At 72.3% G+C, this 21,565-nt stretch carries 19 protein-coding genes; 5 read left to right on the forward strand and 14 right to left on the reverse strand.

The window, feature by feature from the left end:
* Nucleotides 1-89 precede the first annotated feature (89 nt).
* A complete protein-coding gene (locus ABEA81_RS06575; protein ID WP_345603904.1) occupies nt 90-1,409 on the forward strand; it encodes an amidohydrolase family protein in 1,320 nt (439 codons plus the stop codon).
* A gap of 26 nt (nt 1,410-1,435) precedes the next feature.
* On the opposite strand, the gene dmpG is transcribed toward ABEA81_RS06575, so the two are convergent.
* The 3 genes from dmpG to ABEA81_RS06590 are packed head-to-tail and all read right to left on the reverse strand — an operon-like array spanning nt 1,436 to nt 4,256.
* Nucleotides 1,436-2,443: a 4-hydroxy-2-oxovalerate aldolase gene (gene dmpG / locus ABEA81_RS06580; RefSeq protein WP_345603905.1), complete on the reverse strand. Its 1,008-nt coding sequence runs from the start codon at nt 2,441-2,443 to the stop codon at nt 1,436-1,438.
* Entirely contained in the window at nt 2,440-3,405 is a 966-nt protein-coding gene (locus ABEA81_RS06585; protein ID WP_345603906.1) for an acetaldehyde dehydrogenase (acetylating), read from the reverse strand. Before ABEA81_RS06585 ends, dmpG begins: the two co-directional genes overlap by 4 nt.
* Entirely contained in the window at nt 3,402-4,256 is an 855-nt protein-coding gene (locus ABEA81_RS06590) for a 2-keto-4-pentenoate hydratase (RefSeq protein ID WP_345603907.1), read from the reverse strand. The genes ABEA81_RS06585 and ABEA81_RS06590 overlap by 4 nt, the downstream gene beginning before the upstream one ends.
* A 6-nt stretch (nt 4,257-4,262) precedes the next feature.
* Here ABEA81_RS06590 and ABEA81_RS06595 point away from each other — a divergent pair, with 6 nt between their 5' ends.
* Entirely contained in the window at nt 4,263-5,063 is an 801-nt protein-coding gene (locus ABEA81_RS06595; RefSeq protein ID WP_345603908.1) for an IclR family transcriptional regulator, read from the forward strand.
* Between the two features lie 20 nt (nt 5,064-5,083).
* Here ABEA81_RS06595 and ABEA81_RS06600 read toward each other — a convergent pair whose 3' ends face one another.
* On the reverse strand, nt 5,084-5,521 hold the full coding sequence (locus ABEA81_RS06600) for an RrF2 family transcriptional regulator (protein ID WP_345603909.1): 438 nt from the start codon (nt 5,519-5,521) through the stop codon (nt 5,084-5,086).
* 74 nt (nt 5,522-5,595) lie between these two features.
* Between ABEA81_RS06600 and ABEA81_RS06605 the strand changes: the two genes are divergently transcribed.
* Together ABEA81_RS06605 and ABEA81_RS06610 are read left to right on the forward strand one after the other, a co-directional pair.
* The gene (locus ABEA81_RS06605) at nt 5,596-6,456 is read left to right on the forward strand and encodes an SDR family oxidoreductase (RefSeq protein ID WP_345603910.1); all 861 of its coding nucleotides are present in this window, start codon (nt 5,596-5,598) and stop codon (nt 6,454-6,456) included.
* A 54-nt stretch (nt 6,457-6,510) separates the two neighbouring features.
* Nucleotides 6,511-6,837 (forward strand): MFS transporter, encoded by a 327-nt coding sequence (locus ABEA81_RS06610; protein ID WP_345603911.1) that lies wholly within the window; start codon nt 6,511-6,513, stop codon nt 6,835-6,837.
* On the opposite strand, the gene ABEA81_RS06615 is transcribed toward ABEA81_RS06610, so the two are convergent.
* From ABEA81_RS06615 to ABEA81_RS06635, 5 genes are all read right to left on the reverse strand, one after another.
* On the reverse strand, nt 6,809-8,542 hold the full coding sequence (locus ABEA81_RS06615) for a DHA2 family efflux MFS transporter permease subunit (protein ID WP_345603912.1): 1,734 nt from the start codon (nt 8,540-8,542) through the stop codon (nt 6,809-6,811). The genes ABEA81_RS06610 and ABEA81_RS06615 overlap by 29 nt on opposite strands.
* Before the next feature lie 49 nt (nt 8,543-8,591).
* Nucleotides 8,592-10,025 carry an FAD-binding oxidoreductase gene (locus tag ABEA81_RS06620; protein ID WP_345603913.1) on the reverse strand — a complete coding sequence of 478 codons (1,434 nt, stop codon included), beginning with the start codon at nt 10,023-10,025 and terminating at the stop codon, nt 8,592-8,594.
* A 165-nt stretch (nt 10,026-10,190) separates the two neighbouring features.
* Nucleotides 10,191-11,060: a VOC family protein gene (locus ABEA81_RS06625; RefSeq protein ID WP_345603914.1), complete on the reverse strand. Its 870-nt coding sequence runs from the start codon at nt 11,058-11,060 to the stop codon at nt 10,191-10,193.
* A 7-nt stretch (nt 11,061-11,067) separates the two neighbouring features.
* Nucleotides 11,068-11,877, reverse strand: a complete 810-nt coding sequence (locus ABEA81_RS06630) for an alpha/beta fold hydrolase (protein ID WP_345604082.1) — start codon at nt 11,875-11,877, stop codon at nt 11,068-11,070.
* Between the two features lie 253 nt (nt 11,878-12,130).
* Nucleotides 12,131-12,763 carry a TetR/AcrR family transcriptional regulator gene (locus tag ABEA81_RS06635; RefSeq protein WP_345603915.1) on the reverse strand — a complete coding sequence of 211 codons (633 nt, stop codon included), beginning with the start codon at nt 12,761-12,763 and terminating at the stop codon, nt 12,131-12,133.
* 278 nt (nt 12,764-13,041) lie between these two features.
* On the opposite strand from ABEA81_RS06635, the gene ABEA81_RS06640 reads away from it, so the two are divergent.
* Nucleotides 13,042-13,191: a hypothetical protein gene (locus ABEA81_RS06640; protein ID WP_345603916.1), complete on the forward strand. Its 150-nt coding sequence runs from the start codon at nt 13,042-13,044 to the stop codon at nt 13,189-13,191.
* Between the two features lie 34 nt (nt 13,192-13,225).
* On the opposite strand, the gene ABEA81_RS06645 is transcribed toward ABEA81_RS06640, so the two are convergent.
* The 5 genes from ABEA81_RS06645 to ABEA81_RS06665 form a co-directional block, all read right to left on the reverse strand.
* Entirely contained in the window at nt 13,226-15,547 is a 2,322-nt protein-coding gene (locus ABEA81_RS06645; protein ID WP_345603917.1) for a hydantoinase B/oxoprolinase family protein, read from the reverse strand.
* An 11-nt stretch (nt 15,548-15,558) separates the two neighbouring features.
* Entirely contained in the window at nt 15,559-17,661 is a 2,103-nt protein-coding gene (locus ABEA81_RS06650) for a hydantoinase/oxoprolinase family protein (protein WP_345603918.1), read from the reverse strand.
* 15 nt (nt 17,662-17,676) lie between these two features.
* Nucleotides 17,677-19,317, reverse strand: a complete 1,641-nt coding sequence (locus ABEA81_RS06655) for an FAD-dependent monooxygenase (protein ID WP_345603919.1) — start codon at nt 19,315-19,317, stop codon at nt 17,677-17,679.
* Between the two features lie 11 nt (nt 19,318-19,328).
* Entirely contained in the window at nt 19,329-20,063 is a 735-nt protein-coding gene (locus ABEA81_RS06660; protein WP_345603920.1) for an alpha/beta fold hydrolase, read from the reverse strand.
* A 106-nt stretch (nt 20,064-20,169) separates the two neighbouring features.
* On the reverse strand, nt 20,170-21,504 hold the full coding sequence (locus ABEA81_RS06665) for an MFS transporter (RefSeq protein WP_345603921.1): 1,335 nt from the start codon (nt 21,502-21,504) through the stop codon (nt 20,170-20,172).
* Between the last annotated feature and the right edge of the window lie 61 nt (nt 21,505-21,565).

Here is a 21,565-nt window from a genome sequence, read left to right on the forward strand (position 1 = left end):
ACCGCCGGGCCTGCCGAACCCGCCAACGGCATGCGCGCATCCGCGACCACAGGGGCATGCGCGCACCCGCGACCACAGAGGAGCCAGCCGTGTCCGGACCGTTCGCCCTGACCAACGCCACGATCGTGACCGGCGACGCCGACGGGACCGTGCTGCCGGAGCGAACCATCGTGGTGGCCGGCGGCGGAGAGATCGAGCAGGTCGGACCGGCGGCGGAGACACCTGTGCCCGCTGGGTACCGAGCCGTCGACACGACCGGCCGTTTCGTCGTCCCGGGCCTCGTCAACGCCCATGCGCACCTGTTCTCCGACGGCAGACCGCTTCCACCCATTCTGCTGAACGAGTCCGCGCAGGGGCTGGTGTCGGTGTTCAGCCGCAGCCCGCTCGGCAGGCTGCTCTTCACGCGGCGCACGAGGACCAACGTCACCACCCAGCTGCATTCCGGGGTGACCACGATTCGCAGCGTGGGCGACGTCGCCTACGAAGTGGTGGCCGTCGCGAACGAGATCGATCGCGGAAAGTACGTCGGGCCCCGCGTGCTCGCCTCCGGACCGCTGCTCGCCGTGACCGGCGGGCACGGTGCGCCGCAGATCGCGCTGACCTCGGACTCCCCGTGGGAGGCCCGCCGCAACACCCGACGCAACGTGCGGCACGGGGTCAAGGCGATCAAGATCTCGGCCACCAGCGGCGTGACCGACGCTCGCTCGATCGGTCAGGCCGGGCGACCGGAGATGACCGAGGAGGAGATGACGGCCATCTGTGCGGAGGCGCACAACGCCGGCCTCCTCGTTGCCGCGCATGCCCAGGGCAAGGACGGCATCCTCGCGTCGCTCCGCGCCGGCGCCGACACGATCGAGCACGGCGCGGGAATGACCTCCGAGATCATCGATCTCTTCCGGGAGAACCCGCGGTCGCTCAACGGGACGTCGGCCCTCGTCCCGACTCTCCAGGCGGCTCTACCGCTGGTGAAGCTCGATCGGAAGGTCACCGGTATCAGCGACATCAGCAGGGCCAACGCGGTGATGATCCTGGACGAGATGCTCCAGGGCATCCGGGACGCCCAGGACAACGGAGTCGCCATCGGCATGGGCACCGACTCGGCACTCACCTTCGTCCCCCACTACGACGCATGGCGCGAGATGGACTTCCTCGTCCGCTACGGCGGGCTCACCCCGGCGCAGACGCTGAACGCCGCCACCCGGACCAACGCGAAGATCCTCGGGCTCGACGGCGTCACCGGCTCGATCGAACCCGGCAAGGCCGCCGACCTGGTCGTACTGGGCTCGAACCCGCTCGACGGGTTCCGGGCGCTCGTCGATCCGCAGATGGTCATCACCCGCGGCACGGTCATCGACCACCCGTCGGTCACCCGCTACCCGGACATCGACGCCGTGCTCGATTCCATCTGAGGCGACCCGTGGTCGCGACGACGGCGCTACCGCGCGAGGTCGAGGGCGATGTCGACGATCATGTCCTCCTGGCCGCCGACGAGGCCGCGGTGGCCGACCTCGACGAGGATGTCGCGGGTGTCCAGGCCGTGCTCCGCGGCAGCGCGTTCGGCGTGGCGCAGGAAGCTGGAGTACACGCCCGCGTAGCCGAGCGTCAGGGTCTCCCGGTCCACGCGCACCGGCCGGTCCTGCAGCGGACGCACGATGTCCTCCGCAGCGTCCTGCAGCGCGAACAGGTCGCAGTTGTGCGTCCAGCCCTGCAGGTTCGCGACGGCGACGAAGGCCTCGATCGGACAGTTGCCGGCACCGGCCCCCTGGCCCGCCAGTGACGCGTCCACGCGCGTGACGCCCTCCTCGACCGCGATCACCGAGTTGGCCACGGACAGCGACAGGTTCTCGTGGGCGTGCATCCCGATCTGCGTGCCGGGGTCGAGGACGTCGCGGTAGGCGCGGACCCGGTCGCGGACGCCGCCCATGGTGAGCCGGCCGCCGGAGTCGGTGACGTACACGCAGTGCGCGCCGGCGTCCTCCATGATCTTCGCCTGCTCCGCCAGGGCGGCGGCCGGCGCCATGTGCGACATCATCAGGAACCCGGACACGTCCATGCCCAGCTCGCGGGCCTTGCCGATGTGCTGGACGGCGATGTCGGCCTCGGTGGCGTGGGTGGCCACCCGGACCGAGCGCACCCCGAGGTCGGAGGCCTTCTGCAGGTCGTGCAGGGTGCCGATGCCGGGCAGCAGCAACGTCGTGAGCACCGCGTTCTGCACGACCTCGGCCGCCGCGGAGATCCACTCCCAGTCGGTGTTGCTGCCGGGTCCGTAGGTGAGGCTCGCGCCCGCGAGGCCGTCGCCGTGCGCGACCTCGATGGCGTCGACACCTGCGGCGTCCAGGGCGGCGGCGATGCGGCGCAGGTCCGCTGGGTCCAGGCGGTGCCGGATGGCGTGCATGCCGTCCCGCAGGGTGACGTCCTGGATGTAGAGGCTCGGGTTCGTCACGGCAGGACCTCCGCGGCCTCGCCGGTGCCGGCGTGCGCGGCGAGGAGCTCCGCGGTGCGCAGGGCGGCCGACGTCATGATGTCGAGGTTGCCCGCGTAGGCGGGCAGGTAGTGGGCGGCGCCCTCGACCTCGAGGTACACCGAGACCTTCCACCGCGGCCGTGGCGGGCCGGCCCCGATGAGGGTGTCGAGCGGCTCGTCGTCGGCGATCGGGGTGACCTGGACCTGCTGCTTCATCCGGTAGCCCGGGACGTACCGGGCGACCTGCTCGGCCATCGCGGTGACGGCGGCCCTGATCGCCTCGGGGTCGCCGTCGTCGACGAGGCAGAGCACGGTGTCGCGCATGATCATCGGCGGCTCGGCGGGGTTGAGCACGATGATCGCCTTGCCGCGGTCGGCTCCGCCGACGACCTCGATGGCCTTCGCGGTGGTCTCGGTGAACTCGTCGATGTTGGCCCGGGTCCCGGCCCCGGCCGACCTCGATGCGATGGAGGCGACGATCTCCGCGTAGCGGACCGGCGCGACCTGCGCGACCGCGGCGACCACCGGGATGGTGGCCTGCCCGCCGCACGTGACCATGTTGACGTTGCGCGCCGCGACGTGCTGCCCGAGGTTCACCGCGGGCACCACGAACGGGCCGATCGCCGCCGGGGTCAGGTCGACGAGGATCTTGTCGTACGGCTCGAGCTTCGTCGCGTTCGCGACGTGCGCCCGGGCCGAGGTGGCGTCGAAGACGACGCCGATCTCGTCGAAGTCCGGCAGCGCGACGAGCCCGTCGACGCCCTCGGCGGTGGTGGGGATGCCCAGGCGCTGCGCCCGGGCGAGCCCGTCGGAGTCGGGGTCGATGCCCACCATCGCCCCCATCTCGAGGGTCTCCGAGAGCCGGATGACCTTCATCATGAGGTCGGAGCCGATGTTGCCGGAACCGATGATCGCGACCTTCGTCGTGGGGGCGGACGTCATTGCCCGCCTCCGGCGGAGTCGCCGGTGAACGCCGCGCGCACCGTGCCGAGGCCGGTCAGGGTGGCGGTGTAGCGGGCGCCCGCCCGCACGGGCACCATCGGGCCGAGGGCACCGGAGAGGACCACCTCGCCCGCGCGCAAGGGGTCACCGAGGTCCTGTGCCGTCCTGGCCAGCCAGAGCAGCGCGTTCACCGGGTCACCGAGGCAGGCGGAGCCGGATCCGGAGCTGACGGTCCCGCCCTCCTCGTCCACCAGGGTCATCTCGACGCCACGCAGGTCCAGCTGCCCCAACGGCTGGCGGGGCTCCCCGAGGACGTACAGGCCGCTGGAGGCGTTGTCGGCGATGGTGTCGACAATCGTGATGTCCCACCCGGCCACGCGGCTGTCGACGATCTCCAGCGCCGGCTGGACCTCGGCCACCGCGGAACGCGCCGTCCCCTCGTCCAGATCACCCTCGGCGAGGTCCTCGCCGAGGACGAACGCGATCTCCGCCTCGATCCGCGGCTGCAGCAGTCGTCGCATCGCCACGGGCTCGTCCTGCCGGCACAGCATGTCGTCGAACAGCACCCCGAAGTCCGGCTGGTCGACCCCGAGCTGCGCCTGCACGGCGGGCGAGGTCAGACCGATCTTCCGCCCGACGACGCGCCGCCCCCGGTCCAGCCGGGCGCGGGTGAGCAACGACTGCACCGCGTACCCGACGGAGACCGAGGACTCGGGGAGGAGCTCGCGGACCGGTGCGCAGGGCGTGCGCGCCTCGGCAGCACGCAGGAGCCTGTCCGCGGCTGCGTGAACCTCGTCGCTGAGCGATGTGCCGACCATGACGTGGACGATCGCGCACGTGGAGCGGATCATCGAGCCGTGCGTTCCACTGTGCAGAACGGCGCGGCGCGAAACGGTGTGAAGCCCTCGATGCTGGGCCGTGCGCTGGCACTGCTGTCCGGGTTCCGGCCGGGTGAGAGCGAGATCGGGCTCGCCGAGCTCGCGCGCCGCAGCGGCGTCGCGAAGCCCACCGCGCACCGGCTCCTCGCCGAGCTCGAGTCCTGGATGCTCGTCGAGCGGACCGGTCGCGGGTACCGGCTGGGGCTTCGCCTGTTCGAGCTCGGCCAGGTCGTCCCCCGCCAACGGGATCTGCAGGAGACCGCCACCCCCTTCCTGGCCGACCTCTACGAGGCGACGAGGGAGACCGTGCACCTCGCCGTCCCGGACGGGGCCGAGGTCGTCTACGTCCAGAAGCTCTCCGCGCCCGGTGGACCGGACATCCCCTCCCGCCTCGGAGGCCGGATGCCCGCCCACTGCACGGGGGTCGGCAAAGCCCTGCTCGCCTTCGGCCCGCCGGAGCGGCTGGCCGCCGTGCTGGCCGCGGGACTGACCCGACGAACTCCCCGCACGATCGTGCTCCCCGGCATGCTCGGCACGCAGCTCACCGCCATCCGCCGGAGTGGCCTCGCGGAGGAGCACGAGGAATCAGGCCGCGGGGTCGCCTGCGTCGCCGCACCGGTCATGGACCCGAGCGGCGTCGCCGTCGCCGCGATATCGATCTCGGGCTGGTCCAACCGGCTGGACACGAGGCGGGTCGCTCCAGCAGTCCGCACGGCCGCACTCGCGTTGTCGCGCGCCCTCGGCGGCGCCCCGGTTCTCAGCACGGTAGAGGAACCCTGAGGCAGCACTCCGGGGGGAGCTCAGACCCCTGGTGGAGCCGGCGACGGCTCCGCCACGAGAAGATCGTGCAGCGTGAGCCGTTCGAGCTCGGCGGTGATCGCGCCGGCCACCCGGCTGTCGAGGGAGACCAGTGCCGCCTGCACCCTTCGCCCCACCGCACAGGACGGATCCGGGCCGTGCAGGCCCAGCACCGGATGCCCGTCCTGCATCAGCTGCCACACCCGCGACAGCGGGAGCCTGCGGGCGTCGATCGTCAGCTCCCACCCCCCGTGCGGGCCGGGACGCGACCGCACCAGGCCGGCAGCCCGCAACGGGCCGAGTACCCGGCGCACGTAGACCGGGTTGACGTTCGTGCTGCTCGACAGCTCGTCGGAACTGGCCGCTCGCCCCTCGACACCCGCGAGGTAGGTCAGCACGTGCACGGCGACGGCGAATCGGGTGTTGGTCGGGCCGGCCACGGCCCGATCTTGCCAGATCGCAACCGATCCGGCTACGGTTATTCGTAGTCATATTGACTACAGATCGGACGGACATGACCATCGCGATCACCGGGGCGTCGGGTTCACTGGGCCGGGCCACGGCGGAGCTGCTGCTCGAGACCGTCGACCCCCGCGGCGTCGTCCTGACGACGCGACGGCCCGAGATCCTCGCCGATCTGGCCGGTGCCGGGGCGGACGTGCGTCGTGCGGACTTCGCCGACCCGGCGTCGCTCACCGAGGCCTTCTCGGGGGTGGAGCGGCTCCTGCTCATCTCCACCGACGCGGTGGGAGCACGGGTCGACCAGCACCGGGCCGCCATCGCCGCCGCGACCGCTGCCGGGGTGCGGCACATCGTCTACACCTCGGTCCCGCAGCCGGTTCCCGGCAACCCGGCGCTCGTCGTCCCCGACCACGCCGCCACCGAGGCCGCGCTGCGGGAGTCCTCGGCCACCTGGACGTTCCTGCGCAACAACATCTACGCCGAGCTGCAGGTCGGTGGCGTGCAGGCGGCGCTCACGTCCGGACGGTTCCCGACCAACACCGGCACGGGCGCGGCCGCCTACGTGAGCCGGGAGGACTGCGCCGCGGTCGCCGCGGCCGTGCTGACCCAGGACGGACACGCCGGGCGGGCCTACGACGTCACCGGTCCGGTCGCCGTGCGGTCCGCCGACCTCGCGACGCTCGCGGGCGCGCTCGGCGATCGGGACGTCGAACTGGTCGACATGGACGATGCCGGGTTCGCGGCGCAGTTGCGCGGATCCGGCCTGCCCGACGGGGCCGTCGAGGTCGTGGTGTCGTTCGGCGCGGCGATCCGCGAGGGCTTCCTGTCCACCGCCACGAGCACCGTGGAGGAGCTGACCGGGCACGCCCCGATCTCCACCGCGGATGTCGTCCGTCGGGCCCTCGGGCGATGAACCACCGGACCCGGGGCCCGGCACCACCGCGGCATCCGCCGAACGGGAACGACGATGACCCGCTCCGCGCCCGTCGACGAGCACACCCCCAGCACGTCGCCACGAGCGACGGTCGTCCTGGTCCTGCTCGCCGGGCTCGTCGCGCTGGGGCCGCTGTCCACCGACGCCCACGTCCCGGGCCTGCCGATGCTGGCCGCCGACCTCGGCGCACCCGCGACGCTCGCCCAGCTCACCGTGACCACGTGTCTGATCGGGCTCGCGGTCGGCCAGCTCGTCGCCGGCCCGCTCAGCGACGCGCTGGGGAAGCGACGGCCGGTACTGGCCGGCCTCGCCGTCTACACGCGCCGCCGGCTCAGAGCTCGACGTGCCCCCGCTCGGTGATGGGCGACGTCCGGCCCGACCGCAGGAACAGGGCGAGGACCGCCGCGCCGGCACACATCAGAGCCACGATGTAGAAGCCGTTGTCGTAGGTCTCCGTGGTGATGCCGGCCCTCAGCTGCTGGTAGATCGGCAGCAGGCCCGTCACGCCCTGCTCGGTCGCCTCCCTCACCTCGGGCAGCGCGGCGGGGCCGAGGCCGTAGAGACCGCCCCGGTCGACCAGCAGCTGGGCGGAGGCCGACATGTTGAGCCCGCTGAACACCGCGACGGCCACGCTGGAGGCAACCCGTTGCATCACGTTGTTCATGGCACTCCCCGAGCCGGTCAACGCCGGCCGCAGCGCGGACACCCCCGAGGTGATGATCGCGATCAAGGCCAGCCCGGTGCCCACGTTGCGGATCGAGGTCCACAACTCGATATCGGCCCTCGGGGTGCTCGTGTTCAGCTGGGCCAGCAGGTAGGAGCCGTATGCCATCACCAGCAGCCCGGCCACCACCGGCCAGCGCGGTCCGAACCGGTCGTAGAGCCGTCCCGACAGCGGCACCATCACCACCAGCACCACAGCCGACGGCACCAGCACCAGCCCGGCGTCCAGCGCCTGCAACCCCTGTACGACCTGGAGGAACTGCGGGATGAAGAAGAGCGTCGTGAACAGGCCCGTGATCGCGACGACCAACAGCACGATCGAGAGGGTGTAGGGCCAGCTGGCGAACACCCGCAGGTCGATCAGCGGATCGTCCACCTCCAACTCGATCACCACGAACACGGCCAGGCTCAGCACGCCCGAGATGAACAGGACCAGGACGCGGTAGCCGGTCCACCCCCAGTCCTGCCCTTCGGAGAAGGCCAGCAGCAGGGCGAACAGCCCGTAGGCGATCGTGAGGAAACCCCACAGGTCGAACCGGGGCCAGGTCGTCGGCCGGATCCGCGGGAAGATCGCGATGGCCGCGATGGTGCCGACCACGCCGATCGGAACGTTGATGTAGAAGATCAGCCGCCAGTCGACGTACTCGACGAGATAGCCGCCCAGCACCGGGCCGACCGCCGGCGCGACGACCACCCCGAGCCCGTAGATCCCGGACGCAGAACCGATCTTCGCCGGCGGCACGATCTGGTACAGGATCGTCATGGTGACCACCGGGAGGATGCCACCGGGGATCGCCTGCAGGATCCGGAACACGATCAAGGAGTCCAGGTTCCACGCCGCACCGCACAGCGCGGACGCGGCGGCGAACCCGACCATCGACAGGATGTAGAGCGTGGTCTTGCCGATCCGTTCTCCCAGCCACCCGGTCAGCGGCACGACGACGCCGAGCGCCAGCGTGTAGCCCGTGACGATCCACTCGACGTCGTCCGGCGCGGCGGACAGCTCGAGCTGGATCGTCGGCACGGCGACGTTGACGATGCTGGTGTCCAACACCGACATGAAGGTGCCCACGACCAGCACGCACAGCGGCAGCACCCAGCCCCGGCCGGGCGCCGGTGCCGATCCGACGCCGCTCGACGGCTTCGGCGCAGGCTGCGGCCCCGTCCCCGGTGTCGATCGCGGCGCCGTCGACGCACGCGAGGCGGCGGAGTCGGGACCTGTTCCGTTCGAGCCGGCCGGGGGCGCGCTCACGGCATCGGCGGTCCCGCACGCCGCCCGGTGGCCCGAGGCGGCGGCGTGCGCGGATTCGGCGGCGGAGCCGGATCGGGAGGACTCAGCCACGAGGCCTCCCCCCTGATCGCATTGCCTTCTCGATGTTCACGGCGGACGCTCAGCCGGCCGTCGGAGCGGGCGCCGTGGCGGCGCTGGGGAGCGGTGTCCCGGCGAACACCGAGTCCGGGTCCACCGCCGACTTCACGGCGAGCAGCCGCCCGGTGTTCGGCCCGTAGGCGGCGGCGACCTGGTCGGGGGTCTCGGGTCCGAGGAAGTTCACGTACCCGCCCGGCAGCGAGAACTGCTCGAGCGCTGCGTGCAACTGCTCGGCCCAGCGCAGGTGCCGGGAGCCGCCGGGGTCACCGGTACCGGCACCGCCCTTCTCCCACAGGGAGATGATTTCCACCATCCGGTGGGGCTCGCGTCGGCCGAAGGCCGTCGAGCCGACCGGGACACGGGTGGCGGCCCCGTGGAACTGGTGCAGCAGGATCGCGGAGAACGGCGAGGTGAACGCGTGAGCACTGTGCTCCACGATCTCGATGATCTTTTCGGACATGCCGGCCACGGTGCGGGTACGAATCGCTCCCATGCGGCCGACCGGGAACATGGCGTCCGTCGCCGCGAGCCCGGCGGAACGTGCGGCGGGTCCGACGTCGGCCAGCAGCGGGGTGCCCAGCCGGGTCAGCCGGTGCACCGGCCCCTTCTCGGCGGCTCCCTCGTCCAGGCTCCCCGACCACGTGGGCGCGACGTACACCGCGGGGGCTCCGGCCGGGCCGGGAAGGAGACCCACGTCCACCGTCAACTCGTCGGTGCTGTTCCGGAGGATCTCGTCGAGATCGGCGAGGATGCGATGGCCCTGCGAGATCGGGTAGAGGATGGTCCCGGCCACGACGGTCGGCACGGGGTGCAGGCGGATCCGCGCCGACGTCACGACGCCGAAGTTGCCGCCCCCGCCGCGCAGCGCCCAGAACAGATCGGGCTCGTGCTCGGTGTCGGTGTCCACTCGGGAACCGTCGGCGAGCACGACCTCGGCACCGAGCAGGTTGTCGGCCGCGAGCCCGAACCGTCCGGTCAGCGGGCCGTACCCGCCGCCCAGCGTGATCCCGACCATGCCCACGGCGCCCGCGGTTCCGGTGACGGCCGTCAGGCCGGCCCGCTCGGCGGCGACCACGACGTCGGACGAGAGCGCGCCACCCGCCACGGTCGCAACGCCTCGGTCGGCGTCGATGTGGACCTCCCGCATGCCGGTCAGATCGAGGACCAGTCCGCCGGGACGTAGCGCCCGCCCCCAGAAGTCGTGGCCCCCGCCGCGTACCGACACCGGTACGCCGTGCTCGCGGGCCGCGCGTACACCGGCCTGCACATCGGCGGTGGTCACGCAGCGCACGACCACCGACGGCCGGATGTCGACGGCCGCGTTGAACAGCCTCACGGCCTTCTCGTACTCCGGGCCGCCGGTCAGCACGCGGCCCGAGGCGGTCGTGGACCGCAGCTGCGCGAGCAGCGCGGCGCTCACGTCATCGTGATCATCGGCTTCGGGACGGGACTGCATGGTCACTCCTGTGGATGGGGCGGGGAAGCGGCTACCGGCGGCTGATGCGGGCGTCGCCCGCCCGGCTACTCCGCCGTGGGGCCGGCTGCTGCCACATCTCGCACCGGTGGTGCAGGAAGGCGGGGTGACCGAGCGGCACCCATTCCCCGCCGCCGAGCCGGATGGTCACGATGCGGGCGATGCGAAGGGGTTGGCATCGGCGTGCCGGTGCCCCCAGAGGTCCGACGTGCCGAAGTCGTGGGGGACCCAGTCGTCGCCGACCTCGATGCCGCCACAGCCGATCTCGAGGTGGAACCCGCTGGGGTTCCTGACGTAGAACGAGATCGCCTTGTCGTTCATGTGCCGGCCGAGGCTGATCGAGATGGGCACGCCTTTGGCCTGGGCCCGGTCGTGGGCGCGTCCGACGTCGTCGATCGAGCCGTGTTCGATCTCGAGGTGGTGGATGGACGGCGTGTCCGCGCGCGCGAGCGCGATGCTGTGGTGGGTGGCGTTGCAGCGGAGGAAGTACAGGCCGGGTGCGCGGTAGTCGGTCAGCCTGAACTCGAGCACCGACTCGTAGAGCTCACGGAGCTCGCCGAGCTTCGGGCCGGCCAGTACGAGGTGGCCGAGGCCGGTGACCCCGGGACGCGCGTCGGCCGGACGGGCCACGCCGGTGCGCACCTTCGCCTCACCGACGGCCAGCTCGACCCGGTAGCCGACGGGGTCGGTGAACCACCGCAGACGGGTGGCGCCGCGCAGCTCGGTCTCGTCCGCGGATCCCTCACCGACGGCGAAGCCGGCGTCCGTCAGCCGCTCCGTGAGCCGGTCGAGCTCCCGTGCCGAGTCGACGATCCACCCGATCTCCCGCGGCCGGTCCTGCGCGGAGGGGTGCAGCGCCAGGCGGTACTTGAACTCGTCGAGCTCGAGCAGGGCCACCTCCTGTGTGCCGATCTTGGCGGGGGTGGCCCCGACCCCCAGCGTGTGCTCGAACAGGTCGACCCACGCGTCGACGTCGGTGACGTCGAGGCCGACGTAGCCCAGCTTGCGGACGCCCATGTCGGCCTCATCCCTCCGACGTGGCGGCCGCGGCTCCGCCCTGCAGGAACTCGCGCACGATGTGGTTGAACTCGGGCGCGCGCTCGTACTGCACCCAGTGCCGGCAGTGGGGCAGGACCCACAGCTCCGCGTCGGGGATGCCGCGCAGGATCGTCGGCGCCCACGTCAGCGGGACGGTCTGGTCCTCGCGGCCCCACAGCAGCAGCGTGGGTGCGGCGATGCGCGCCAGGTCCGGCGTGAGGTCGCCGAAGTTCGGGGGTATCGGCAGCTCGGGATGGGCCAGCAGGCTCGACTCGTACCGTTCGTCGACGAGTGCGTCGGTCGCCAGCGACTCGTCGTACACCATCAGGCGGACGAACTGCGCCATCGCGTCACGCGACGGCTTCTCGGCCGCCATGTACGCGAAGAGGTGCTCGAGCCCGACCGGCCACGGCGGCGCGTCCGCCGGGAGGACTCCGCCGGGCGCCATGAGGACGAGCCGATCCACGCGTTCCGGATGCGCCACGGCGATCCGCATCGCGACACCGCCGCCGTAGGAGTTGCCCACCAGGTGGGCCCGCTCGATCCCCAGCGCCGTCATCGCGCGGCACACGCGTTCGGCCGCGTGGAAGATCAGCGGCTCGTCGCTCGCGGGCCGCGGCGAGCGCCCCCAGCCGGGGAGGTCCACCACCACGTTCCGGTAGTCCCCGAAGGCCGGCAGGTTCGCCCCGAAGTTGCTCATGCCGGTGGCGCCCGGCCCGGAGCCGTGCAGCCACAGGACCGGACTGCCGGCACCGAACTCGGTGCAGGCGAGCTCGGCGTCCCCGACATCCACCATCGTCGTCACCCCGGCGCCTCCTCGTGTATGTAACGCTCACTATACAGCGATGCGCGCCGATGGTTCCGAACGGTTGCCGAATCCCGCGGTGCCGGCGTTCGGCGATCAAGGCGAGATGGTCGCTGAATGATCTCCGACAGCGATCATCTGCCCTTGGTCACCGCTGCCCAGGCTGTGCCGGCGGCACCGGCGCCCGGCGTCGTTCGGCTTGCGGTGAGCCCGCCCGGCTCCGGTCCACGCCGTCAGGAATCGCTCAGACTTCGTGGCTGTGCTGTTCGGCCAGTCCGCGGATCAACGAGACGAACGGCGCGACGTGCGAGCTGTACGTCGCCCCGTCGAAGCTGTTGGCCACCGACAGCCCGTCGGTCATGGCCCGCCCGAGAACGGCCAGCTGGGCGATGAAGGCCTGGCCGTCCGCGTCACCGTCCGGCGCGAAGATCGGGGTGAGGGCCTCGACCCAGGACGCGTGCGCGTGGTCGCGGATGCGACGCACGGTCACGCGCACCGTCTCGGAGTCCTTGTGCGGGCCGACGCTGACGGCCAGCAGGAGGCGGAGGTAGTCCGGGCGGCGGTCGAGGGCGTTGCACACCGCCGTGAACCACGCCTCGAGGCGGGCGACCGGATCCCGCTCCCCGAACGAGGCGGGGTTCGGGAACAAGGCGTGGAACTCCTCGAAGGTGCGCTCCAGCAGCGCGGCCAGGACGCCGAGCTTGTTGCCGAAGTGGTAGTAGACCGAGCTGGGCGGCAGCCCGGACTGCGCGCACAGATCCGAGACGGCCATGCCGTCGTAGCCCCTGCTCGTGATGAGGTCGCGGGCCGCGTCGAGGATGAGGTCGCGGCTGCTCGAACCGGCAGCGGTCGACGCGGAGTTCGATGCCCTCACCACCAGGTCATGATAGGTGGGGCTCGACGTCGGCGCGCCCGGGCCGCGGACGCGCGACGACCTCAGCCCACGTCGGCCCGATCCGGAGACGGTGGACGGCATCCAGTGCGCGGTGCGCATGTGACCTTCCTGCAGAAGGTGGCGGGGATCGCCAACCGCGCGGTCCTGCCCGACGCGTCGTCTCCGCGCCTGAACCGCATGACGGGCGGCCGGATGACGGTCGTCCAGTGCACCGGGCGGCGATCCGGGCGCACCGTCTCGCTCCCGGACAAGACGACCTGGTGGCGCAACTTCACCGGGGAGGGCGCGCCACCCACCGTCCGGCTGACGGGGTCGACCGGTTCGGGCGGGTCGTCACCGTCCGGCAGGGCGACCGGGTGCGGATCGAGGTCGTGCCGAGCCCGCCGGACCGCGAACGGCCGGCGAGCTGAGCGCAACGTCCGGGTCCGCCCGGGAATGCCGGCATCACGTCCAGCTCCGGTAGTCGTCGTCGGGCAGCGGATGATCCACCGGGATGACCCGGGAGTAGACGGCCGTGAGGCATCCCGGGCAGAAGAGCTGCCGGAACACCACCTCGGCATCGACGTAGACCGACGGGTCACGCCAGATGTGGGGTCCGGCCTCGGTGGGCGGGGCGTCGCGGCGGGCGAGCGCCGCGACGAAGTCTCCCCCGTCCAGCCGGCCGAGCCGCCTGCCGCAGTGGGTGCAGGTGACCGTCCGGCCCGCGGGGGTGTCCAGGACGGCGAGGTTGTCGTCGAGGCGCCGCGCGCCGACGGTGTCCGGCTCGCCGATCGGCGCGAGCCACGCGTCGGGCAGACCCGACTCCGCCGCGCGGCGGCGCCGGAGCCTCTCGCGGGTCTCGTCGGTCGCGGTCGCGTCGACCTCGCCGTCGCGGACGACCACGCCGTAGACCTCCCGCGCGGCCTCGGCCGAGACGCGGACCTGGAGCACGTCCTCGCGCACGCCCTCCGCGGGGCGCAGCAGCGGGTCGCCGTACCCGCCGCCCGCCTGCCAGTGCAGGTACAGCGCGTCGCCGGCACCGAGGTCCGACTCCCCCTCGCACGGCAGGACCTCGACCTCGCCGCCGAGCTCGTCCAGGTCGGCGGGGATGGTCGTCGCCCCGGCGAGGCGGGGCACGTCGATGCCGCGCACGACCAGGTCGAGCTGGGAGTTGCCTGGGTGGCCCCCGGCCAGTCCGACGTTCTGGTTGGCGACCTTGCCCGTGCCGGAGACCACCAGCGACATCGATCCGACCTGGTCGGGGTGCTGCACGTAGCAGACCGAGCCGCTCATCCCGCCCCGCTGCCGACCGGGCCCACCCGAGTCGGTCTGCTCCCGCCGCCACAGGGCGACGAGCGGGTAGAGGTACTCCGTCATCTCGACGTCGGGGGCCCGCGCCGAGGGGATGATCAGCCGGCCGCCGGTGTCGACGCCGTCGTGGTGCACCTGTGCCCCGTAGCCGCCGGCCATGACGTCGAAGACGGGTGAGACGAAGCCCTTGCTGCCGCCGCCGCGGACGTCCACCCCGGAGACCACGCACAGATCGGTGGTGCCGTTGCAGATCGACTGCACGTCGGTGCGGTGCGCGGGTTCGGCGTCCAGCATCTTGGCCAGCACCTCCGCGACGAGGTTGCCGGCGCCCCACGCCGGTCCGAACGGGCCCTTGCCGACCGCGGCCGGGAACGAGGCGTTGGTGATCGTGTCCTCGTCGGTGACGATCTCGAAGCAGCGCATGAGGCCACCCGCTGCCCACGGGATGTCGCCCGCCAGCAGCGGCAGCACGGTGAAGACGATCCCGGCCCGCAGGCCCGGGTAGGGGCAGTTGATGATCCCGGTCTGCGCGGCGGTTCCCCGGAAGTCGAAGACGAGCCGGTCCCGCTCCTTCGTCATCGCCACCTTGATCGCGTGCAGGCCGCGGTCCCCGGTCTGCGACTGCTCCTGGTAGCCCACCGCGGTCCAGGTGCCGTCGGGCAGGGTCTCGAGCTTGGCCCGCAGGCGGCGCTCGGCGTCGTCCATCATGCGGTGCATCACCGCCTTGACGGTGTCGGCGCCGTACTTGGCGATGAGCCGGAGGATCTGTTCCGCGGCACCTCTGTTCGCCGCGATCTTGGCCCGCAGGTCCAGCCCCACCAGGTGCGGGAGCCGCGAGCGGCGCACCCAGGCGTCGGCGACGTCGCGCTGCAGCACCCCGTCCCGGACGACCTTGATCGGTGGGGTGGGGAGCGCCTCACCGAACACGTCCTGGGCGGAGGGGCTGAAGGAACCCGGGCGCGGGCCGCCCAGGTCGACCTGGTGGGCAATGGCCGTGGTCCAGCCGAACAGCCGGCCATCGTGGAAGATCGGGGCCAGGATCGCGGCGTCGTTCTGGTGCAGCCCGCCGCCGATCCACGGGTCGTTGCACAGGAACATGTCGCCCTCGGCGATGCCCGGGTTGTCACTGCGGTGGCGCAGTGTCCAGGTGATCGCCAGGTCCATCGAGCCGATGAGGCCGATGTTGTAGGTGCCGACCTGGACCTGCTCGCCGAGCTCGTCGCAGATGGAGAAGTTGAAGTCGTTGGACTCCGTGACGACGTGCGAGCCCGACATCCGCCGCAGCGTCTCCCCCATCTCCTGGGTGATCGCCCACAGCCGGTGCCGCACGACCTCGTAGGTCAGGGCGTCGACCCGCTCGGCCTGATCGTCGTCGATCGTGTGCAGCGGCAGCGCGGGCGAGATCTGCGCCAGCAGCTCCGCGCGCGGGAGGGGGCGGCTGGTGAACTCGTCCGCGCCGGGGATCGTGGATGCCATGGGAGCCGTCCTCACTGGAAACTCAGCACGAGGTTGCCGAGGCGGTCGACGCGGCCGGTCACACCGGCGGGCACCACGACCACCGTGGTCGGGACGTCCACGATCGCCGGCCCGACCAGCTCGTGGCCCGCGCGCAGCCGGGCGTAGTCGTACACGGGGGTGGGCACGAAGCCGATCTGCGAGTCGAGGCAGACCTGGCGTTCCTCGAGCAGGGCCGCGGACGGGTCGGTGTCGTCGGCCTCCGGGACGTCGGGCAGGACGACCGGGAAGCCGAGGCCGGCCCTGGCCCGCATCCGGTAGGTGATCGCCTGCACGCCGGCCTCGCGAAAACCCGATCCGGAGCCGTTGATCCGCTCGTACTGCTCCTCGAAACGCTCGACGATCTCGTCACCGGTGCGCTCGGTGAACCCCGTGTCCGGCAGCGTCACCGCGAGCTCGTTGACCTGCATCGAGTAGCGCAGGTCGATCTCACGCTGCAGCGTCACGTCCTGGAACTTGACCTTCTGTCGGTCGAGCGCCCGCTGCAGGTCCGCCTCCAGCCGGTCGAAGTGGGACTCGAGCACGGTGTGGTCCACCGGGAACGCCGAGGGATCCGACAGCTCGGCGCTGAGCGCGACGTCGGAGGCGGCGAGCCCGTAGGCCGAGAACGCCGAGGCGACGGGGCCGAGCGGCACGACGACCTCGGCCACCCCCAGGTCCCGGCAGTAGCCGGCGCAGTGGGCGGGGCCGGCACCGCCGAACGCGTAGGCGACGAAGTCGCGGGGGTCGTGACCCGCCTGCAGGACGGCCCGTCGCAGGAGGTCTGCCGCCTGTGCGTTCTGCACCTCGTGGATGGCGATCGCTGCTTCCTCGACCGTGAGGCCGAGCGGTTCGGCGACGTGCACGCGGATCGCCTCGCGCGCCAGGTCCCTCCGCAGCGGCTTCCTGCCGCCGAGAAGGCCGCGTTCACCGAGGATGCCGAGCACCAGGTTCGCGTCGGTGTTCGTGGGGCGGGTACCGCCGTTCCCGTAACAGGCGGGACCGGGGACGGCCTCGGCGCTCTGCGGGCCCAGGCGCAGGTTCCCCCCGTCGTCCACGGACGCGAGCGCCCCGCCGCCGGAGCCGATGGTGTGCACCCGGATCGTCGCCGCGTTGATCGGGAACTGGTTGACGACGGAACCCGGCGCCATGACCGGCTCCCCGTCGACGATCAGCCCGGCCAGGAAGGTCGTGCCGCCGACGTCGGTGGTGATGACGTTGCGGTGCCCGAGCTGCTCGGCCAGCCGCATCCCGCCGATCACGCCGCCGGACAGTACGGAGCCGACCGTCGTGATCGCGTGCTCCGGCGCCCGGTCGGCCGTGATGGTGCCGCCCTCGCTCTGCATGACCAGCAGCGGGCCCTTGAGCCCGCCGGCCTCCAGCTGCTCCTGCAGCGGGGTCAGGTACGTGCGCAGCCGGGGCCCCACCTGGGCGTTCATGATCGTGGTCGAGGTTCGGGAGAACTCGCGGATGCGCGGGCTGACCTCGCAGGAGAGCGTCACGTACGTGTCCGGGGCGATCTCGTGGATCAGGTCGCGGACCCGCCGCTCGTGGTCACCGTTCTTGAACGACCACAGCAGGCAGACGGCGATCGCCTCGACGCCCTGCTCCAGCAGGGTCCGGGCGACGCTGCGGACCTCGTCCTCGTCGAGCGGGACCAGGACCTTGCCGGCGTGGTCGATCCGCTCGGTGACCTCCAGCGCACGGTACTTCGGGATCAACGGCGCCGGCTTGCGCTGCCGCAGCGTGTCCTGGATCTCGTGGGCCGAGCGGCCGAGGGTGCGCCCCTCGGCGTTCATGATGTAGATCGAGTCGCGGTGCCCCTTGGTGGCGATCAGCCCGACGTCGGCAACCGTCCCCTGGACCAGCGCGTTGATCGACGCCGTGGTGCCGTGGGCGATGTAGTCGGTCTGTGCGAGCAGCTCGCCGACGCCGATCCCCAGCGCAGCGGCGACCTCCTCGATCGCACGCATGACGCCGACCTCGCGCTGCGGCGGGGTCGTCGGCGTCTTCGCCGACACGATCCGGCCGGCACCGTCCGACGCGACGGCGTCGGTGAACGTCCCGCCGACGTCGATACCCAGTGCGTATGGCATGTGCTCTCCAGGTTCCTACCGCTGGCGGGCGGCGACGCGCCCGGTGACCGTCTGCAGCAACTCGTCGGGGTGGGCGTCCACGCCGCCCATCCAGGCGACGTGCTGGTCCGGGCGCACCAGCAGGAGCGCGGTGGGATAGCGGTCGAGCCGGCACGCCGGCACGTCGGCCACGGCGAGGGGGATGTTCCGCTCCCGGGCCGCCTCGACCCATGGCCCGACGTCGACGCCCGCGTCGGTCCGCAGGAGGGTGAAGCCGGGCCCGAGCACGTCGAGCACGGACCGGCCGTCGGGGAGCCAGGTGTGCGGAAGCCGGAAGCCCGGACGTGCCCGCTCCTCGTAACCACCCATGCTGATGGCCGCCTGTTCCTCGCCCCCGACCACCAGCGGCGAGGCCGCGTAGTGGTAGCCGAAGCTGAAGCCGTCGGGCGAGTACCGGTGCGGCTCGGTCACGGCGAGCCGGTCGGCGAGCGCCGCGCGGGCGCGCACCCCCTCCGGTCCGGTCAGGTGGATGTCCGGCGAGACGTCCGCGAGGGACACCCGCGCGGCCGCGCCCACCGCGCCCGCGAACTGCTCCCCCACCGGCTTGCGTTCCGACTCGTAGGCGGCCAGCAGGTCCGGCGGCGCCCAGCCGTGGTGCACCGCCGCCAGCATCCAGCCCAACGTGGCCGCGTCCTGGATGCCCGCGTTCATGCCGAACCCCCCGACGGGGATCCAGATGTGGGCGGCGTCGCCCGCCAGGAACACCCGCCCGTCGTGGTAGCGCTCGGCCACGAGCTGGCGGCCCGTCCAGCGCACCACGCCGAGCACCTCGTGCTCGACCGCGCCCCCGACGGCCTCGCGCAGCAGCCGCTCGGGGTCCTCGCCGTCGGTGTCGTGGTCCGGGGCGAAGGCGACGTGGTTCAGCCACAGCTCGTCCCCGTCGATGGCGATCAGGGAGGCGAGCCTGCGACCGTAGGTCCAGTAGGTCCAGGCCCGGTCGCGGGCGGCCATCCGTCCCAGCTCGGGCGAGCGCACGAACGTCGAGACGAACTTCTGGATCGCCTCCACACCCTGGTAGCGGATCCCCAGCTGGCGGCGGACGGCGCTGTGGGCGCCGTCGCAGCCGACCACGTGGTCGCAGCGCAGCACCCGGGTGGCGCCCGCGTGCTCGCCCGACTCGACGACCGCCTCGACGTGGTCCGCGTGCTGGCGCAGCGCGACCAGCCGGGCCCCGCGCTCGAGCGTCAGCCCGGGGAGCCCGCGCGCGTGCCGCTCCAGGATGGGTTCCAGGAACAGCTGCGAGATCCGGTGCTGCGGCTCCGGGGTGGGCCATGAGTCCCTGCCGACCCCCGCCAGCACCTGGGCGGCCGACGGCAGGTCGAGGCGGAAGATCTCCTCGCCCCGCAGCGTCGTCCGGTACTGGACCGAGCCCGGGTGGTCCTCGGGCAGACCGGAGCGCCGGATCTCGTCGGCGATCCCCAGCCGCCGGAAGATCTCCATCGACCGCGCGGACGTCGTGTTGCACCGGGGGTTCACGGGCCGCTCGGTCCTCGCTTCCACGACGTGGCACGGCACACCGCGGCGCGCGAGGTCGATGGCGAGGGTCAGGCCCGTGGGCCCGGCGCCGACGACGAGGACGCCGGTGCGGTCGCCGGGGCTGTCGGCTGCAGGGTTCACGCGCTCGGGATTCATGCGCTCAGGAACTCCCCCACCAGTGTGCAGAACTCGTCCGGCCGGTCGACGTGGATCCAGTGTCCGGCCCCCGCCACGACCTCGAGGCGGCCGCGGGGCAGGGCATCGGCCAGCCGCGCGGAGACGTCGACCGGGCTGACCCGGTCGTGCTCCCCGTGCAGGGCGAGGACCGGGGTCTCGATGCGCGCCGGGTCGGCGCCCGGACCGTCGTCGGCCTCGAACATGGACCGGAAGGCCGCCTCGGCCCCGGGACGCAGGGCCCGCTCCAGCCGGAGCTCGGCGAGGGCGTCGAGGAGCTCACGGTGGGTGCGCTCATGGGCGACGAGACGGGCGAGCGTGGCGCGCATGGACTCCCTCGTGGGTGCGTCGTAGAAGGGGACGGTGCTCGGCGGCGGCCCGGTGCCGGCACCGCCCATCAGGACGGCGCGCTCGACCCGGTCGGGCGCCTCGGCCATCAGTGCGAGCGCGGCGGCACCCCCCGCGGCCGAGTTGCCGACGACGTGCACGCGCCGCAGCCCGTGACCGTCGAGCAGGTCCAGCACCTGCCGGGCGCGGGCCCGGGCCCACGCGGCCGGCCCGCGGAGCCCGGCCTCCCCGCCCGCGATCTGCGTGCCGAAGCCGAGGAGGTCGGGAGCGAGGCAGCGGAACCCGGCCTCGAGCCCGGGCCGCACCGCAGCCCAGTTGCTCGCGGCGTCGACACCCGGTCCGCCACCGTGGAGCAGGACGAGCACCGAGCTCCGTCCGGCAACCTCCGAAGCCCCTGACACCTTCACCTCCTGTATGGAACGCACGCTATATTGCTCGGGCTTCGCCGACACGGTCGATCTCGGGCTCACGTCAGTGCTGCGTCGCCACTTCCTCGGCGATCCCGGTCGAACCACGGGACGCCACCGGGGCTGCGTCGGCGGGACGAGGCAGCGACTCGCGGGCGAGGAGCAGGGTTGCCCCGGCGCCGACCACGGCCGGTCCGGCGAAGATCAGGAACATCGACCCGGGGGTCCATCCCGCCTGCAGCAGGAAGCCGGCGAGCAAGGGCGCCAGCACGGCACCCAGCCTGCTCACCGCGACCGCCAGCCCGAGCGCCGTCGCACGCGCCCCCGCCGGGTAGAGGGCCGGGACGATGACGTTGATGCCCGACACCGAGCCGTTGAGCAGGAGCCCCACGAGCACCGCCGCCACCAGCGCGCCGGCCAGCGACCCCAGGGAGACGGAGAAGAGGGCCAGTGCGATCGCGGCGACGAGGAAGTAGGTCGCCGTGAGCCGCCGGGGCTCGACACGCATCGCGAGCAGCCCCAGTAGCACCGCACCCGTGACGCCGCCGAGGCTGAACAGCACGCCCCCGCTGATGCCCTGCTGGGTGGACATCCCGGCCTCCAGCAGCAGGCTCGGGGTCCACGAGCTGGCGAAGTAGAACGTCATCTGCGCCGCGGTGAACGCGATCCAGACCAGCACGGTGCGCACCGCGTTGCGCCCCCGGAAGACCGCGTCGAGGGCCGCCTTCCGCGAAGCGGGCACGGTCTCCGGCAGCGTCTCGACCGGCGCGTGGCCGATCGAGACGAGGATCCGGTTCAACCGCGCGAGCGCGTCGCGAGGACGGCAGGCCACGAGGTAGTCCATCGACTCGGGCAGGTAGCGCGCACCCGCGACGAACAGGATCGCGGTGGCGACGCACCCGAGCACGAACACCGCCCGCCAACCGTACGATCCGACCAGCAGGCTCGTCGCGACGCCCGCGATGATCGCACCGAGGCCGTACCCGGTGGTGATCAGCGCGACGACCAGACCCCGCCTCCGGTGGTTGGCGTACTCCGACGCCAGCACCGGCAGGCTCGCCGCCATCGCCCCCACCGCGGCGCCCGTCCCGAGGCGGCAGGCCACGAGCTGCCCGAAGTCCTGCGCCACGGACGCGGCCACCATGCCGAGCGAGGCCAGGGCGAGGCACCCCAGCGTCAGGCGACGGCGCCCGATCCGGTCGGCCAGCGGGGCGAGGAACAACGCCCCGACGGCCATGCCCGCGAGCCCGCTGCTGAGCAGGACCCCCACCTGGGACGGCGTCAGGCCCCACTCACGCGCGATCGTCGGCCCGACGAAGGACGTCACCAGGAGATCGAACCCGTCGACCAGGTTGATCACGAGGCACAGGGCGACCGCCCTAGCCTGGACACGACTCATCGGTGCGCTCTTGACCTGCTCGAGGACGCTCATGTGAACCCCGCTTCGTTGCGACGCTCGA

Source organism: Pseudonocardia adelaidensis (assembly GCF_039543345.1).
In the GTDB taxonomy this organism is placed as follows: Bacteria; Actinomycetota; Actinomycetes; order Mycobacteriales; family Pseudonocardiaceae; genus Pseudonocardia; species Pseudonocardia adelaidensis.

Excerpts from the sequence above, each read along its gene's own strand:
- ABEA81_RS06645 (WP_345603917.1), bottom strand. The coding sequence starts at position 15,547 with ATGGCATCCACGATCCCCGGCGCGGACGAGTTCACCAGCCGCCCCCTC.
- ABEA81_RS06620 (WP_345603913.1), bottom strand. The coding sequence starts at position 10,025 with ATGCAGTCCCGTCCCGAAGCCGATGATCACGATGACGTGAGCGCCGCG.
- ABEA81_RS06605 (WP_345603910.1), top strand. The coding sequence starts at position 5,596 with ATGACCATCGCGATCACCGGGGCGTCGGGTTCACTGGGCCGGGCCACG.
- ABEA81_RS06585 (WP_345603906.1), bottom strand. The coding sequence starts at position 3,405 with ATGACGTCCGCCCCCACGACGAAGGTCGCGATCATCGGTTCCGGCAAC.
- ABEA81_RS06610 (WP_345603911.1), top strand. The coding sequence starts at position 6,511 with ATGACCCGCTCCGCGCCCGTCGACGAGCACACCCCCAGCACGTCGCCA.
- ABEA81_RS06665 (WP_345603921.1), bottom strand. The coding sequence starts at position 21,504 with ATGAGTCGTGTCCAGGCTAGGGCGGTCGCCCTGTGCCTCGTGATCAAC.
- ABEA81_RS06590 (WP_345603907.1), bottom strand. The coding sequence starts at position 4,256 with ATGATCCGCTCCACGTGCGCGATCGTCCACGTCATGGTCGGCACATCG.
- ABEA81_RS06650 (WP_345603918.1), bottom strand. The coding sequence starts at position 17,661 with ATGCCATACGCACTGGGTATCGACGTCGGCGGGACGTTCACCGACGCC.
- ABEA81_RS06625 (WP_345603914.1), bottom strand. The coding sequence starts at position 11,060 with ATGGGCGTCCGCAAGCTGGGCTACGTCGGCCTCGACGTCACCGACGTC.
- ABEA81_RS06630 (WP_345604082.1), bottom strand. The coding sequence starts at position 11,877 with ATGGTGGATGTCGGGGACGCCGAGCTCGCCTGCACCGAGTTCGGTGCC.